This is a genomic window from Massilia sp. WG5, from assembly GCF_001412595.2.
Taxonomy (GTDB): Bacteria; Pseudomonadota; Gammaproteobacteria; order Burkholderiales; family Burkholderiaceae_D; genus Telluria.
On sequence record NZ_CP012640.2, the window covers coordinates 1,019,286 to 1,033,169 of the forward strand.

20 protein-coding genes are annotated in these 13,884 nt (G+C 59.3%); 12 read left to right on the forward strand and 8 right to left on the reverse strand.

Annotation, left to right across the window (positions count from 1 at the left end; all coding sequences use genetic code 11):
* Positions 1-482: 482 nt before the first annotated feature.
* Both AM586_RS04395 and AM586_RS28725 read right to left on the reverse strand, forming a co-directional pair.
* Positions 483-1,406, reverse strand: a complete 924-nt coding sequence (locus tag AM586_RS04395) for a deaminase (RefSeq protein ID WP_082439639.1) — start codon at positions 1,404-1,406, stop codon at positions 483-485.
* A gap of 251 nt (positions 1,407-1,657) precedes the next feature.
* Positions 1,658-2,455, reverse strand: a complete 798-nt coding sequence (locus tag AM586_RS28725) for a transposase (RefSeq protein ID WP_229412950.1) — start codon at positions 2,453-2,455, stop codon at positions 1,658-1,660.
* 40 nt (positions 2,456-2,495) lie between these two features.
* On the opposite strand from AM586_RS28725, the gene AM586_RS28730 reads away from it, so the two are divergent.
* The 3 genes from AM586_RS28730 (at position 2,496) to AM586_RS04410 (ending at position 3,580) form a co-directional block, all read left to right on the forward strand.
* Positions 2,496-2,900 (forward strand): hypothetical protein, encoded by a 405-nt coding sequence (locus AM586_RS28730; RefSeq protein WP_229411142.1) that lies wholly within the window; start codon positions 2,496-2,498, stop codon positions 2,898-2,900.
* 23 nt (positions 2,901-2,923) lie between these two features.
* Complete coding sequence (locus AM586_RS04405) at positions 2,924-3,142, forward strand: hypothetical protein (RefSeq protein WP_075791957.1); 219 nt, start codon at positions 2,924-2,926, stop codon at positions 3,140-3,142.
* A gap of 288 nt (positions 3,143-3,430) precedes the next feature.
* Positions 3,431-3,580 (forward strand): N-acetyltransferase family protein, encoded by a 150-nt coding sequence (locus AM586_RS04410; RefSeq protein ID WP_370662829.1) that lies wholly within the window; start codon positions 3,431-3,433, stop codon positions 3,578-3,580.
* A 26-nt stretch (positions 3,581-3,606) separates the two neighbouring features.
* Here AM586_RS04410 and AM586_RS04415 read toward each other — a convergent pair whose 3' ends face one another.
* The 3 genes from AM586_RS04415 to AM586_RS04425 form a co-directional block, all read right to left on the reverse strand.
* Positions 3,607-3,888: a helix-turn-helix transcriptional regulator gene (locus tag AM586_RS04415; protein ID WP_229411141.1), complete on the reverse strand. Its 282-nt coding sequence runs from the start codon at positions 3,886-3,888 to the stop codon at positions 3,607-3,609.
* A 72-nt stretch (positions 3,889-3,960) separates the two neighbouring features.
* Positions 3,961-5,175, reverse strand: a complete 1,215-nt coding sequence (locus AM586_RS04420) for an MFS transporter (RefSeq protein ID WP_052233876.1) — start codon at positions 5,173-5,175, stop codon at positions 3,961-3,963.
* Between the two features lie 51 nt (positions 5,176-5,226).
* The gene (locus tag AM586_RS04425) at positions 5,227-6,636 is read right to left on the reverse strand and encodes an FAD-dependent oxidoreductase (protein ID WP_052233743.1); all 1,410 of its coding nucleotides are present in this window, start codon (positions 6,634-6,636) and stop codon (positions 5,227-5,229) included.
* Positions 6,637-6,869: 233 nt separating this feature from the next.
* Here AM586_RS04425 and AM586_RS04430 point away from each other — a divergent pair, with 233 nt between their 5' ends.
* The 6 genes from AM586_RS04430 (at position 6,870) to arsH (ending at position 10,820) form a co-directional block, all read left to right on the forward strand.
* Positions 6,870-7,382 (forward strand): arsenate reductase ArsC, encoded by a 513-nt coding sequence (locus AM586_RS04430; protein ID WP_052233875.1) that lies wholly within the window; start codon positions 6,870-6,872, stop codon positions 7,380-7,382.
* 61 nt (positions 7,383-7,443) lie between these two features.
* A complete protein-coding gene (locus AM586_RS04435; protein ID WP_075796259.1) occupies positions 7,444-7,788 on the forward strand; it encodes a helix-turn-helix transcriptional regulator in 345 nt (114 codons plus the stop codon).
* A gap of 36 nt (positions 7,789-7,824) precedes the next feature.
* Positions 7,825-8,304, forward strand: a complete 480-nt coding sequence (locus AM586_RS04440; protein ID WP_052233742.1) for an arsenate reductase ArsC — start codon at positions 7,825-7,827, stop codon at positions 8,302-8,304.
* Positions 8,305-8,378: 74 nt separating this feature from the next.
* Positions 8,379-9,659 carry an arsenic transporter gene (locus AM586_RS04445; RefSeq protein WP_052233741.1) on the forward strand — a complete coding sequence of 427 codons (1,281 nt, stop codon included), beginning with the start codon at positions 8,379-8,381 and terminating at the stop codon, positions 9,657-9,659.
* 25 nt (positions 9,660-9,684) lie between these two features.
* Complete coding sequence (gene arsC, locus AM586_RS04450; RefSeq protein ID WP_052233874.1) at positions 9,685-10,107, forward strand: arsenate reductase (glutaredoxin); 423 nt, start codon at positions 9,685-9,687, stop codon at positions 10,105-10,107.
* Positions 10,104-10,820 carry an arsenical resistance protein ArsH gene (gene arsH / locus AM586_RS04455; RefSeq protein ID WP_052233740.1) on the forward strand — a complete coding sequence of 239 codons (717 nt, stop codon included), beginning with the start codon at positions 10,104-10,106 and terminating at the stop codon, positions 10,818-10,820. Before arsC ends, arsH begins: the two co-directional genes overlap by 4 nt.
* A 49-nt stretch (positions 10,821-10,869) precedes the next feature.
* Here arsH and AM586_RS04460 read toward each other — a convergent pair whose 3' ends face one another.
* Positions 10,870-11,199 carry a YnfA family protein gene (locus tag AM586_RS04460; protein WP_370662830.1) on the reverse strand — a complete coding sequence of 110 codons (330 nt, stop codon included), beginning with the start codon at positions 11,197-11,199 and terminating at the stop codon, positions 10,870-10,872.
* 153 nt (positions 11,200-11,352) lie between these two features.
* A complete protein-coding gene (gene merR / locus AM586_RS04465; protein WP_052233739.1) occupies positions 11,353-11,751 on the reverse strand; it encodes an Hg(II)-responsive transcriptional regulator in 399 nt (132 codons plus the stop codon).
* A gap of 67 nt (positions 11,752-11,818) precedes the next feature.
* On the opposite strand from merR, the gene AM586_RS04470 reads away from it, so the two are divergent.
* From AM586_RS04470 to AM586_RS28735, 3 genes are read left to right on the forward strand one after another with little or no spacing between them, the layout of a single operon-like run.
* Positions 11,819-12,163, forward strand: coding sequence for a mercuric transporter MerT family protein (locus tag AM586_RS04470; protein ID WP_052233738.1), 345 nt, complete (start codon positions 11,819-11,821; stop codon positions 12,161-12,163).
* Between the two features lie 12 nt (positions 12,164-12,175).
* Complete coding sequence (merP, locus tag AM586_RS04475; protein WP_052233737.1) at positions 12,176-12,451, forward strand: mercury resistance system periplasmic binding protein MerP; 276 nt, start codon at positions 12,176-12,178, stop codon at positions 12,449-12,451.
* 4 nt (positions 12,452-12,455) lie between these two features.
* Complete coding sequence (locus tag AM586_RS28735) at positions 12,456-12,668, forward strand: GDCCVxC domain-containing (seleno)protein (RefSeq protein ID WP_075791959.1); 213 nt, start codon at positions 12,456-12,458, stop codon at positions 12,666-12,668.
* A gap of 578 nt (positions 12,669-13,246) precedes the next feature.
* Here AM586_RS28735 and AM586_RS04485 read toward each other — a convergent pair.
* A complete protein-coding gene (locus AM586_RS04485; protein WP_052233736.1) occupies positions 13,247-13,855 on the reverse strand; it encodes an SIS domain-containing protein in 609 nt (202 codons plus the stop codon).
* Positions 13,856-13,884 lie beyond the last annotated feature (29 nt).

The following is a 13,884-nucleotide window of genomic DNA, read 5'->3' on the forward strand; positions in this document are numbered from 1 at the left end:
GTTCTGGTTACGTTTTAAACATATAGGGATGCTGGCGATACGAGTCGATAGTCACGTACTAGTACGTGCATTCTTGTTTGTTTGGTTTATCCGGAAATGTCCAAATGTTCGTGGGCATCGAGTAGATCGGGTTCGGTGTCCTGCTGACGTGTCGTGGTGGCGGGAACGAACTGTCGCATATGATACCTTAGACGGTTAACTTCGCCGAATTAGCTAACATATGGCCTAATCCAGCGCACTCAGCATTTCCTACTTTGCGGGGCGTTATCAAACGTCTAACCAAACGCCTTACCTCGGGTATTCGACGTCAAGATGCTTACGCCGAGGCGGTCGGCAACATCGTAAGCCGCATGACCGCATTCGGTCACTTGCTTGACCGGTGCAATGTTGAATTGGTCCGCGTACCTGTTTCCACTCATAATTTCTCCTTAAGCCTAGAATTATGGCTCAGGATTGTCTATGAAACCGTAGTGGATTCAGGACTAGGTATCCAGTGACTCGCTCCACTCACTTCCCAAAACCCAGCTAAGCGCAGACAAACGACCACTTAGCAAACCCCATTCAAAGTCGTTCCAGCCGAGATTTTCCATGTCAAACTTATCTTCAATACGCTTAGCTGCCTTTTTCGCATCAGCTAGGATTTTTTCCTGACCAGGCCGTAGTGCCTCCTCACCTGTCTCAAGCCGGTAAAGCCAGTTCTGGTGACGATTCCACCAAACCTTCTCCCAGAGGTCATTGTATTCGTGAAGAATCGCAGAGTCGTTACGACGAAGAATCATTGGCCAAAAGTCGCCGTCTTCCTCGTCAGAAGGTATCCACTCAACCTTGTCGCCCTCCTCGGTGTAACCAATCCGATGCCCATTCGGACCTGTTTCTCCTGGCTTCACTGGATCAACCGTCTGAGCAGCGTCGCGTTGAATGCCCCGGACAGGGTGCTGGGCCGAAAATTCCTTGTTTAACTCACGCAGTTTTAAAACGAAGTCATGGTCAAATCGAGCGATTTCAATGCCAGCCTCTTGAAGTCGTAGCTCGCCAAGTCCACGAATGGTCTGGTTCGGATCGAGCGTACCGATTACTACCCGCTTCAGCTGACGTGCAATCACCCTATCCGTACATGAAATCTTCGGGTGGTTCCGATGAGTACATGGCTCAAGAGTGGAATACAACGTTGCACCTGTCAGATCCACATCAGCGAGCTTGCGCTCAAGCAACGTATATTCTGCATGCTCACCGCCGTTAAGCTCACCCCGGTAGGCAGTTGCTAACACTATCCCGTCCCGTACTACGACCGCGGCAACCTTTGGCGAAATCTTACCCTCTTCACTTACACACTTGCCGGCAAGTTCAACAGCAAGCTGCATCAAAGCTCGCTCTAGAGACTGACGTACAAAGGTTCCCTCTACCATTTGATTACCCTAGCCCAATCTTTTTCAACCACACAGACGCACCCTCTAGCTGCTGCCAAAACTGCATCAAAGACATTTAGTGGTGGGATTTTACCGTATTGGTGGCGCCGTCACTTTTGTAAGGGAGCACGTCAGGATCGGGACCCCCATTACGAGCGTGCCAAGTAAGCCAATTAGCTTGGGCCAGCTACCTACCGCCAAGCAGTCCGCAGGGGCCAGCGGCAATCCACCGAACTTAAGAGCAGAGGTCATCAGCATGGTTTCTGAGTCATCGATTTGTGCGGCTTTGGTCGCATGAGCCTGGGCCTGGATTTCACGATTCCTGGGCGATGCGAATAGGTCCGGCTGGCGATCAATTGTAGGGCCTGGAGCAGTCGTGCTCCGATGTTGGTGCCGAGCAGCAGCGCGGGCAGCAATGGTTTCAGGATCGAGTGCGCGGCGGCACGGTTGATGCGCCGTGTCGGCGCCAGCGACGCTGCGCGCAGGGCCGATTCCGAGGCCAGGGACTGCAGGTTGTCGCAGACGATTTTCGCCGCGAAATCGTGCATCGCGGCCTGCTGCGACAGGCCGGAGACGTGCTCGAGGTTGAGGCGATGCTTGAGGCGTTTGAAGGCTTCTTCGATACGCCAGCGTTGATGGTAGAGATCGCCGAATTCGGCGCGCGGGAATTCGTCCCGGTCGAGCAAATTGGTCATCAGCACGCGTACCTTGCCGGTGCTGGAGACATGCCGGATCAGGCGCACCGTTTGCGCCGTTGCCGGACATTCGTAGTCGATGGCGTCGCGCCGGTCCGGCGCCGCCAGCGCGACGATCCGCTCGTCCTCGCTTGATCGCAGGAAGTCGCGCACGCATGCGAAGCCGGCGTTGCCGGCCTTCTCGACGCGCATGCAGAAACCGATGCCGTGGGCGTTGAGCGCGGACACCAGCCAGCGTGATGGATAGCCGCGATCCATCAGCAGGACGTCCTTGTCGGACAGGCGGTCGAGGTGCTGGAACAGCATCTGGCGCTCGCCTTCGTGGACGCTGTGCAGGGACGCGGCGAGCATCATCTCGGCGCCGGGCAGGTACAGTCCGAAGGCGATCTGGTCGGTGCTGGCGGCGCGCGACGTGGCTGGCGCGGCGCGCGAAACGCAAGGTCGAGGCGTCGGCGGCGACCAGTCGCCGGCCGTGCCAGCGCGGCACGAAGCCATCGGCGTCGGCGCGCTCGACGAGCCAGTCGTTGAGCGCCGGAATGGCCGTCGTGGACAGCTTCGCGCGGGCCTTGGCGAAGGCCTGTTCGGAGACGTGGTGCACGAGTTGAGCCTGTTCCTTGAGGTGGGCGAAGAATTCGTCGAGCTCGGTCTGGACACCCTTGCGCATGCCGCTGAGCATGACGGCGACCAGCGTCGGCAGCGGCAGCTTGCGTCTGCGAACGAAGGCGTCGCCAGCGTCGGCGTGGCAGGCCAGGTTGCGAAATTGTGGCGAGTGCAGGAACAGGGAAAACGCGGAGAATAAGGACGGTAACGACATGGCGGCCAATGAAGATCAAAACGATCTTCATTGGCCGCCGCCCTGCTCGAGAAACCCCTCGCAACCAGGGCGGCGGCCGCGCGAAGCGGCTGTCGTGTCAAGAACTAATTGAAGCCGGCGGCGGCGGAATGAGCCGGACGCTTAAGTTCGGTGGATTGGGGCCAGCGGCGCCGGCGCTCGTGCATGGCAAGAAGGCCAAAAAGCAGGAGCTTGGCTTGACGAGATGATGTCTTGTTCAGCTAAGGCGACTAGGATGTTATCGGGATTGCAACACTGATAGCAAAGGGACCGCATGGAAAACCGTTCGCGCAGGGCGTCAATGTCGGCCCGAATAGCGGCCGTAGTCTGAGCATTGTCGAGCATGGTGGCCTCCCGAGTGCTAACGTAATACTACGTAAAGCGTAGGGACCTGGGCGCCCTGCTCCTGAATTCTGACATTACTTCTATAATGTCAGCTATTCAAAGCTGAGGTCGCCTCTGGCTATCTGGCATCACTCGGCATCGTAATTTTCTCGATGACCGGCCTTAGACCTTTACCGAACGAAGGCAGCATCGCGCTGCACGAAAGGCTGGGATTCCGCAAGGCCGCCCATTTCTCGGAGGTCGGCATGAAGTTCAGGTGCTGGATCGACGTGGGCTACTGGGAGCTCAGGCTCAGCAAGTAAGAGCACGGGGCACGTTCTCCCCTACCCTACAGCTCTCCGATCACAAGCTTCAGTTGCTGCAGCCGCTCCTGATTGACACAGTAGCAGATCCGCTGCACATCCGACGAGCCCTCAATCAACCCTGCTTCCTTCAAGATTGAGACATGCTGGGAAATCGTCGACGGCGCCAGGGGCAATACATCCGTCAGCTTCCCGAAGTAGCATTCGCCATAATCGATCAGGTGGCGGAGCAGCTGGATACGTGCAGGATGCGCGAGTGCCTTGCACATGCGTGCCAGGTCATCGGCATCGATGTCGGTATCACGCACGCGAGGCGTAGTTGGGGGACAGCAGGACTTTGACATAGATTTGTTCGTTGTTTGACGAACGCAGAATAGACCTCAGGAGATACCTTTGTCAAAAGCTTCGACGTACTGCCCCGGTGGTTCAGTGGCCACCGCTCGAAGGTAGAAGGCAAGCGAAGCCACAGACATGGCTAGCAGCACGAACAGCAGTATCAAAGGACCGCTGTCGTAACGCAGGATTGCTGCCGCAGCGAGCGGCCCAGCCGCCTTCGAGAGGAGCGACGGACCTGCGATCGCGCCGGAGATTGCGCCGTAGTTCTCGCGGCCGAACAGCGCCTGAGGGACCGAACCACGCACGATGGTCAGGATGCCGTTGCTCAAGCCGTAAAGCACGCAGAAAGAGGCCGCCGCCCAGGCCTGCGAACCAAACAGCACGAGGACGAGCAGGGCTGCCGGGAGCATGGAAAACGTCAGCTTGCCGACCGTTTGCGGCGGCGTATTCCGCCCGAGCGTCATCTCTCCAATACGCCCCGCAACCTGCATTGGGCCGATCAACGTGGCCAGCATGACCGCCAGCGTCGCAGATGCGCCCAAGTGGCCGAGCAGTGGGATCAGGTGGACCGACATGGCCGAGAAAATGAATGCATTGGCCGAGAATGCCAGTGCCAGCATCCAGAACGCTTGGTGCCGCAAAGCTTCCGCCAGGGTGTGGCTCCGGGGCGCACCGACTGGATCCCTCAACTTGCTGCGGGCCGGATCGGTGCCTAGCCAGAGATGAAGCGGCACACAGATCAGAAGCTGTATGAGCCCGTACAAAAGGTAGGTGTCGCGCCAGCCGAGCATCGTATGCAGTTTGGCGCTTAATGGCCAGAACACCGTGCTGGCAAAACCGCCGAACAGCGTCAAGGTCGAAATCGCTTTTCTGGAGCCAATCTCGAGCTTGCGGTTGATCGTTGCGAAAGCGGCCTCGTACAGCGTGAGTGCCATCGCGACGCCGATGAGCGTCCAGGCGACATAGTAGGACGCGACACTGGTGCAGCGGCTGAGCCAAACCAGCCCAAGAGTACACAGCAACGAACCTGTCGCCATCACGTAGCGCCCGCCGTAGCGGTCCAGCAGGATGCCCGTTGGCGTAGAAGCCAATCCTGCAACGAGCAAGGCCCATGAAAAGGCGCCGAACACCAGTTCCGGCGCGAGCGCCAGATCACGCTCGATATCGGGGGCCACTATGGTGAAGGCATAGTAAAGCGATCCCCAGGACAGGATCTGGGTGACGGCGAGGATGCCAATGGTCTTCGATGGCTGTTGCACGCGAGGCTCCAGGTTCGCACCGCCGGCTCGCACCGGCGGCAGTTCATTCGATCAGGCGCAGCAGCTCGTCTTGGCCGCCGCACTGCAGCCGCAAGCGTCGGACGGAGACTGTGCTGGAACGCAGCAGCTCGCGGCCTGCGCCGCCGGGACTCCGCAACAGGAAACCACCGGCTCGGATGCAGCATCGTCGTAAGCCAGCCGCGTATTGCACACGCCCGTTTCCGGCAGGTCGAGCTGCACGTCGTCGGCCGCGGCCATATCGCCAACAAGAGCTGCGACCACGGACCGCACCTGCTCGTACCCTGTCGCCATCAAGAAATTAGGGGCGCGGCCATAGCTCATCGCACCGACGGCGTAGTAGCCGGGTTCCGGGTGGGCTAGCTCGTTGTGTCCGTGCGGACGAACGGTGCCGCAGCTGTGCTCGTTCGGATCGATCAGGGGCGCCAGCGCATCGGTGCTCTCGAGCCACGGGTCATGGCGCACGCGCAGTTCGCGGGTCAGCGCGAGGTCGGGTCGCGCCCCGGCCGTGCAGACAATGCGGTCGATCGCGTCGATCATCGGCGCGGCTCCGCCGACCGGCTCTCCGGTCACGCGAATACGGCCGTCGACTTCTTCCAGCTGTTCGATCCGGAAGTTCTGGCACAATTCTAGTCCACCGGAGTCACGCAGGGCCTTCAAGCGCAGCCCGAGCTGGCCGCGTGCCTGCAAGCCATCGGCTTCGCCGCCGCCGAACACCCGGGTCAGGTTGCTGCCGCGGGTTGCCCACACGATGCTGGTTTTCGGAGTTTCCTCGGCTAGTTGCGCGAGCGCGAGCAGACTTCCAGCTGCGGAGTGCCCTGCCCCCACGACCAGCACTCGCCGGCCCGCGAAGCGTTCGCGCGCGCTTCCAAGGACGTCAGGCATGCCGTAGTCAATCCGCGCTGCCAGTGCCGCCTCACCTAACGCGGGGATGCCATCGGCACCCAGGGGATTCTGGTGCGACCAGGTGCCGGTAGCGTCGATCACGGCACTGGCCAGGTACTGCCGTGTCCCGTCCGCCGTTTCTGTGCGGATCAAGAAGGGTGCGGCCTCACGGCGCTTGGTCTTGACCTTGTCGAAGCCGACGCGTGTGACGGCAATGACGCGCTGCCCCAGCAGCAGCTTGGCCGCAATTGCAGGCGTCGCTGCGAGCGGAGCGAGGTAAGCGTCAAGTAGTTCGCCGGCGGTCGGCAGCCCGTCGTCCGGCGGCGCAGTCCAACCGTGCTGCTGCAGGAGGCGGCGGGCCGCCTTGTCGACGTTGTATTGCCAGGGCGAGAACAGGCGCACGTGGCGGTAGGTGGCCAGGTTGGCGCCTACCTCGGAGCCAGCTTCCAGAATGAGCGGCGTCAGGCCTCGCTCGATCAGGTGCGCAGCCGCCGCCAGGCCTACGGGACCGGCTCCGAGCACCGCCACCGGCAGTTGTTGTTCTTCCTTACTATTCATTCTTGCTCTCCTCGTCTAGTCAGGCAAAGTTCTGTTGGGCCGCAGCCAAACCTCGGCATTTCCTATTTCGTCGAATTACGAATGCATGGGCGCAGCGATAAATCCGGACGCGCTCCTCAACCGCTTATTCGTTAATCGACGAATATAGAATATCGTCGTTGTCATCAAACGGTCAAGATGTTTCGATATATTTGGAAGTGTCGTATCAACCAACCGAACAGGTCGAGACCGCCATGACTGACAACAGGGTTTTCAACGTACTATTTCTTTGCACCGGCAACTCCTCGCGCAGCATTATTGCCGAGGCCATTCTCAACGCCACCAGCGCTGGCCGGTTTCGCGCCTACAGCGCAGGAAGCCATCCTGGCAGCTCGGTGCATCCCTTTGCGATCGAACAGATTGAACGGCTCGGCTTCCCCGTCGAGGGCCTGCGCAGCAAAAGCTGGAATGAGTACGCAGTTGCCGATGCTCCGCACATGGACTTCGTGATCACGGTATGCGACAAGGCCGCTGGCGAGGCGTGTCCCCGCTGGCCAGGGCACCCGATCACGGCGCATTGGAGCTTCGAAGATCCAGCAGCATTCGTGGGGAGCGACCAGGAGCATCGCCAAGTCTTTGCCCGCACATGCCGCGAGATCAAGAATCGCCTCGACATCTTTTCGATGCTTCCATTTGCGACCCTGTCGCGCCTGGCGATCCAGAACGAACTGACCGCCATCGGTCGCTCGGACGTCCCGCTCTTGTGAAGGCTTGCCGCCCAGGCATCAATTCCACTATACTGGAATTATCAAATATTTGGATGAGATCATGGATACGAAACCCGCACTTGCCGCGCTTGCCGCCCTCGCCCAGGAATCAAGGCTGGCAACCTTCCGCTTGCTTGTGCAGGCCGGCCCTGCAGGACTTTCAGCAACGAAGATTGCCGAAGCACTCGGCACGCCTCCCTCATCGCTTTCCTTTCATCTGAAAGAACTTACCCACGCCAATCTGGTGATTCCGCGCCAGGAAGGCCGTTTCATCATTTACGCAGCGAACTTCGACACGATGAATCAGTTGCTGGGCTTCCTTACCGAGAACTGCTGTGGCGGCAATCCTTGTTCGCCAACGAATGGCTTGGGATGTGAGCCCATCGCTTCCAGCCAGACAAGCTAATTTCTACGCTTATTTCTTCTCAACCAAAGGTCTACCGTGAACGTACTTTTTCTTTGCACCGGCAATTCGTGCCGCTCGCTCATCAGTGAAGCCGTCTTCAATCATCTGGCGCCCGCCGGCTGGCACGCCATCAGCGCAGGCAGCCAACCGACCGGCAAGTTGAACGACAAGGCGCTCGCCCTGCTCGCCAGCAAAGGCATCTCCACGGAGGGCTATTACAGCAAGTCCTGGGATAAGCTTCCCGTCACTCCTGACCTCGTGGTAACGGTGTGCGCCAGCGCCGCCGGCGAAACCTGCCCGGCCTACCTCGGCCCCGTGCTTCGTACGCATTGGGGTGTCGAAGACCCGAGCCACGTCGTTGGCACCGAAGAGGAAATCGACGCCGCCTTCGAAAAGGCCTACGCGATCCTCCGCGCGCGTATCGAAGCCTTCCTCGCCCTGCCGCTCGAGGAGTTGAAATCCGACCGCGCGAAGTTCAAGACCGAACTCGACCGCATCGGCCATATCGGCGCCTGAACGCCACCTTCCGTTACGTCAGCCGGGCCATTGCCCGGCTTGTCCATGTGCCCGTCGCTCCCTGAAAGACTTCCGTGCTGATCGCATTTCTCATTTTCCTAATAACCCTCACCTTCGTCATCTGGCAGCCTCGCGGCCTCGGTATTGGCTGGAGCGCCGCCGCGGGCGCAGCCGTGGCCCTGCTCGCGGGCGTCATCCACGTCAGCGACATCCCGACCGTCTGGCATATCGTCTGGAATGCCACCGGTGCGTTCGTGGCCGTCATCATCATCAGCCTCCTGCTCGACAAGGCAGGCTTCTTCGAGTGGGCTGCGCTGCACGTGGCGCGTTGGGGCGGCGGCAGCGGCCGGCGCCTGTTTGTGCTTCTTGTCTTGCTGGGCGCGGCCGTGGCCGCGCTGTTCGCCAACGATGGCGCGGCGCTGATCCTGACGCCCATCGTCATCGCCATGCTGGTCGCCTTGCGGTTTTCGCCGAAAGCCACGCTGGCCTTCGTAATGGCGGCCGGTTTCATCGCCGACACTGCCAGCCTGCCGCTGGTCGTGTCGAACCTCGTGAATATCGTCTCGGCCGACTATTTCAATATCGGCTTTGCGCGCTATGCCGCAGTGATGGTGCCAGTCAACCTGGTGTCGGTAGCTGCGACGCTTGCCGCGCTTGTCTGGTTCTTCCGAAAGGACATCCCCGCCGACTACGACCTGGCGCAGCTGAAACGCCCGGAGGAGGCCATCCACGACCGCGCCACCTTCGTCACCGGCTGGTGGGTGCTGGGCATGCTGCTCGTCGGTTTCTTCTGGCTTGACGAAGCCGGCATCCCGATCAGCGCCGTGGCCGCGGTTGGCGCAGTGCTGCTGCTGGCTGTCGCTGCGCGCGGGCACCGGATCTCGACCCGCGAGGTGCTGCGCGGCGCCCCATGGCAGGTCGTCGTGTTCTCGCTAGGGATGTACTTGGTGGTCTACGGACTGCGCAATGCCGGGTTGACGGACTACCTGACCGCCCTGCTCAACCGCTGCGCCGAGCATGGCGTGTGGGGCGCAGCGCTCGGCACCGGCTTCATCACTGCCATCCTGTCGTCGATCATGAATAATATGCCGACCGTGCTAGTGGGCGCGCTGGCAATCGACGCCACCACTGCACAGGGCGTTGTGCGCGAAGCGATGGTGTATGCAAACGTGATTGGCGCTGACCTCGGGCCAAAGATCACGCCCATCGGCAGCCTCGCCACGCTGTTGTGGCTGCACGTGCTGTCGGCAAAGAATATCCAGATCTCCTGGGGCTACTACTTCCGGATCGGTATCCTGCTGACCCTGCCGATCCTTCTGGTGACCCTGAGCGCGCTCGCCCTGCGCCTGAGCTGAGAAAGGACCGAACATGGACAATGCACTGGACGTCACGATCTATCACAACCCCGATTGCGGCACCTCGCGCAACACGCTGGCACTCATCCGCAATGCCGGCATCGAGCCAACCGTGATCGAATACCTGAAGAACCCGCCCGACCGCGCAACACTGGTGGACCTGATTCAGCGCGCAGGCCTGCAGGTTCGCGGCGCCGTACGCGAGAAAGGCACGCCATTCCTGGAGCTCGGCCTGGATAATCCAGGGACGACGGACGAGCAACTGATCGACGCGATGCTCGCGCATACGATTCTCATCAACAGGCCTTTTGTCGTCACGCCGGTTGGTGTCCGTCTGTGCCGTCCGTCGGAAGTCGTGCTGGACATCCTGCCTGTGCCTCAGCGTGCTGCGTTCTCGAAAGAGGACGGCGAAGCTGTCGTCGACGAACAAGGAAGCCGAATCAAATGAGCAAAATCCCGAATCTCCCCAATATCAAGCCGGAGCTGCTGGACCAGCCTACGCTCGAGAAGCTCGCCCCGGTTGGCGACCTGAGCCACCCTCCTCGCATCCTGATGCTATACGGCTCGCTGCGCGAACGCTCTTTCAGCCGCTTCCTGACCGAGGAGGCGGCGCGCATTCTGGAGCAATTCGGCGCAGAGGTGAAGATCTTCGATCCGATGGAACTACCGATGGTCGGCAGCGTACCCGAGACGCATCCGAAAGTGGTCGAGCTGCGCGAGCTGTGCCTGTGGTCTGAAGGCCAGGTCTGGTGCAGCCCCGAGCGCCATGGCGCGATCACCGCGGTGATGAAGAACCAGATCGACTGGATCCCGCTGGAGATGGGTGCGGTCCGGCCGAGCCAGGGCCGCACGCTGGCGGTGATGCAGGTCTGCGGCGGTTCGCAGTCCTTCAACGTAGTGAACACCCTGCGCCTGCTGGGGCGCTGGATGCGCATGTTCACGATCCCGAACCAGTCCTCGGTGCCGATGGCCTACAAGGAATTCGACGACGAAGGCCGCATGCGGCCGTCCGCATACTACGATCGCGTTGTCGACGTGATGGAGGAGCTCTTTAAAATCACGCTGCTGATGCGGGGCCGCACCGATTACCTGACGGACCGCTACAGCGAGCGGAACGAGCGTGCGCTCAACGCGATCAACCGCCAGATCGAAAAAATTTGAACGGCAGGGCTAGCTTGGCGCCGGCAGAGCTCTTACCGGCGGCGAAGCATCACCCTCTTGACCAGCCGGAGACGATAATCGCCATGCCGCACAAGGCGATCGCTGCGCCGGCCCAGTCCATAGTCGACAGCTTCACGCCGTCGACCACGCGTAGCCATACCAGTGCGGTCGCAACGTAGACGCCGCCATATGCCGCATATACGCGACCGCTGGCTGCCGGGTGCAAAGTAAGCAGCCATACGAAGAGCGCTAGGCTTGCTGCAGCCGGGGCCAGTAGCCAGATCGAGCCGTTCTTACGTAACCATAGATATGGCAGAAAACAGCCGACGATTTCTGCAATTGCTGTGGCAATGAATAACAGGCCGGTCTTCCAAATCATTGATATTTCCTTTCGTTTATCTGGACTCTTCAGCCTTGCATGCCCTGTACTAAGCAAGCTCGCAGTGTCCTTTCAGCAAATGTCGAGCCTCGGCAAAGACGCGTAAGCCTCGCCGCAGCACCGTGGTCGGCTTCCAACTGATTTCAGCAGAAATCAGTCATCGATCAGTGCCTGGATTATTGGGCAACTTGCACCGGGATGCTCACTGTCACAGCGGGATACCATCGTTGCGAGTGCTGTTTTCATTGCAAGTAGATCACTTAATTTAGCTTCTACCATAGCGAGCTTCTTTGCTGCCAGGTCGCGGGTACTGGCACAGGCCTGCGAGCCTTCCAGCTTGAGCAGGCTCGCGATTTCATCGAGCGTAAAGCCAAGGAGCTGTGCCCGTTTGATGAATCGAATCCGGCGTACATCCTCGCTGCCATAGGTGCGGTAGCCGCTGTACGGCCGCGCCGGCTCATCGATCAGTCCACTTCGCTGATAGAACCGGACCGTCTCCACATTCACACCGGCGGCGCCTGCCAATCGGCTGATCGTCATTTTCTCTGTCATGCACTTGACTCCGTATATGTGTACGGAGTTTATCCTGTTTTTTGAGTAAAACCTGTTTGGAGCGAGCATGGCAATTGGAACGAAGGGATCGTTGGCTGCAGGAGTGTTGGCGGCACTTGGCGCCTCGGCATGTTGCGCCGGTCCGCTCATCTTCCTGCTGCTCGGCATCGGCGGCGGCTGGGCATCTAGCCTGATAGCGTTCGAGCCCTATAGCCCCTACCTCACCGCGCTGACAGTAGTTTTTTTAGGAGCTGCCTTCTACAACTTGTACCTGCGTCGGCGCGCTTGCGCACCTGGCGACGCCTGCGCCGCTGACCGTGTCCTCAGGAACCAGCGCATCATGCTCTGGCTCGTTGCCTCCCCCATAGTACTACTGCTGACCTTTCCCCTGTACGCCCCACTGTTCTATTAAAAGGATTTCCCGATGCGTATTTCTACATTCGTCGTGTCCGTGTTGCTGAGCGGAGCGGCTTTCGCCGGCACCTCCGAAATGCTTACCCTTAACGTGCAAAACATGACCTGTGCCGGCTGCCCCATCACGGTCAAGAAAGCGCTTGAACAAGTTCCTGGCGTGAGCGAGGTGAAAATCGATTTCGAGCACAAGACGGCTACCGTGCACATGGATACGGACAAAGCCAACGTCTCTATGCTGACCAAAGCGACGGCTGACGCGGGATTCCCTTCGACTGTCAGGAAGTGATGCAATGAGCGAGGCAATTTTAGAGTCGACGCTGACCTGTCCGCACTGCGGGCACAGCAAACGAGAAACCATGCCGACTGATGCATGCCAGTTCTACTACGAGTGCGAAGACTGTGCCGTCGTTCTGCGGCCAAAGGCTGGTGACTGTTGCGTCTTTTGCTCATACGGCACGGTGAAGTGTCCGCCGATTCAACTGGAGCGCCCCTGCTGTGGCTAACGTACGGCTTTTTGAGCTTCGGTATTGCTGAATTGCAGTACTTTCCTGCAGTTCCGAGTTGGTGCGAGTACGAGCGGGGCTTGCACCAGAATCACCATCAGCCGCGGATTCATCCGGTCGGATAGGATTATGTCGGCGACAAGCGAGGATGCCGCGCTAGGAAAGCCGGCCACACCGGCACCAGGTGCATGATCCCGAAAGTGACAAGCACGTTCACCTTTCACGCTGTGCGGCGCCACAGGTATACGGCGAGCTACTAATCGAGCTCGCCGACGTCGCGCGAGATGGCCGCCTTAGGGCATGTCCAGCCCATCGGCGGCGCCTGTGAAGCTGCAAAGTCAGCAGCCATACGAAGACTGCCGGGCTTGCCGCGGCCGCGAAAAATAGCTAGATCGGGCCATTCTTGCGGAGCCGTAAATATGGCCGAAACAGCCAACGATTTCCACCATAGCTGCGGCAATGAACAACAGGCCGATATTCCAGATCATAAATTATCTTTCGTCTACCAGATTCATCACCTTACATACATGCTCGAACTACGTAGCTGCGTCTTTTGATAAGCATTGACTCAGGAGTTTCTACTGAATTCGTGGCGATCCACTCTCATAATTTTTAGGTTGCAACGCACGTTCTACAAGCTCGATCAGAATGTGGATGACCTTAATATGGAGCTCTTGTACACGGTCGGCGTATTGGCCCGCACTGGTGCATATGCAGATGTCGGCATGGTGTTCCAATTGCGACTGAGTGCGTCCAGTCAAACCAATCACCTTCATCCCCTTGGCTCTCGCCGCCTGGGCCGCAAGGACCACTGAAGGGCTGTTGCCGCTCGTACTGATGGCAAAAAGAATATCTCCCGCGCTACCGTTACCCTGGACGAAACGGGCGAAAACCTGCTCATAGCCGTAGTCGTTGGCAACGCAACTGATATAGCTCGGATCACTGATCGCGACTGCCGCCATTGCAGGACGGTCATCACGGAATCGCCCGGATAACTCTTCCGCCAAGTGCATGGCGTCACACATCGAGCCGCCATTTCCACACGAAATCACGCGGCGTCCATGCTCCAACGCTTCGATCAGAAGGCTGGCGCTGGCCTCGATATTGCCTAGTTGCGTAGTGTTATTGATGAGGCGGTCCAGCGCATCGCGTGCCTCGACGAGATTGCCCTTGATGTAGTCGATCATTCCTTCTCCTTCGGTGTTCGATAGACGTT

Bases quoted from the DNA above. Each gene is read 5' to 3' on its own strand.
- AM586_RS04395 (WP_082439639.1), bottom strand. From the start codon at position 1,406: ATGGTAGAGGGAACCTTTGTACGTCAGTCTCTAGAGCGAGCTTTGATG.
- AM586_RS28725 (WP_229412950.1), bottom strand. From the start codon at position 2,455: ATGATGCTCGCCGCGTCCCTGCACAGCGTCCACGAAGGCGAGCGCCAG.
- AM586_RS04405 (WP_075791957.1), top strand. From the start codon at position 2,924: ATGAAGATCAAAACGATCTTCATTGGCCGCCGCCCTGCTCGAGAAACC.
- AM586_RS04410 (WP_370662829.1), top strand. From the start codon at position 3,431: ATGACCGGCCTTAGACCTTTACCGAACGAAGGCAGCATCGCGCTGCAC.
- AM586_RS04425 (WP_052233743.1), bottom strand. From the start codon at position 6,636: ATGAATAGTAAGGAAGAACAACAACTGCCGGTGGCGGTGCTCGGAGCC.
- AM586_RS04430 (WP_052233875.1), top strand. From the start codon at position 6,870: ATGACTGACAACAGGGTTTTCAACGTACTATTTCTTTGCACCGGCAAC.
- AM586_RS04435 (WP_075796259.1), top strand. From the start codon at position 7,444: ATGGATACGAAACCCGCACTTGCCGCGCTTGCCGCCCTCGCCCAGGAA.
- arsH (WP_052233740.1), top strand. From the start codon at position 10,104: ATGAGCAAAATCCCGAATCTCCCCAATATCAAGCCGGAGCTGCTGGAC.
- AM586_RS04460 (WP_370662830.1), bottom strand. From the start codon at position 11,199: ATGATTTGGAAGACCGGCCTGTTATTCATTGCCACAGCAATTGCAGAA.
- merR (WP_052233739.1), bottom strand. From the start codon at position 11,751: ATGACAGAGAAAATGACGATCAGCCGATTGGCAGGCGCCGCCGGTGTG.
- AM586_RS04470 (WP_052233738.1), top strand. From the start codon at position 11,819: ATGGCAATTGGAACGAAGGGATCGTTGGCTGCAGGAGTGTTGGCGGCA.
- merP (WP_052233737.1), top strand. From the start codon at position 12,176: ATGCGTATTTCTACATTCGTCGTGTCCGTGTTGCTGAGCGGAGCGGCT.
- AM586_RS28735 (WP_075791959.1), top strand. From the start codon at position 12,456: ATGAGCGAGGCAATTTTAGAGTCGACGCTGACCTGTCCGCACTGCGGG.
- AM586_RS04485 (WP_052233736.1), bottom strand. From the start codon at position 13,855: ATGATCGACTACATCAAGGGCAATCTCGTCGAGGCACGCGATGCGCTG.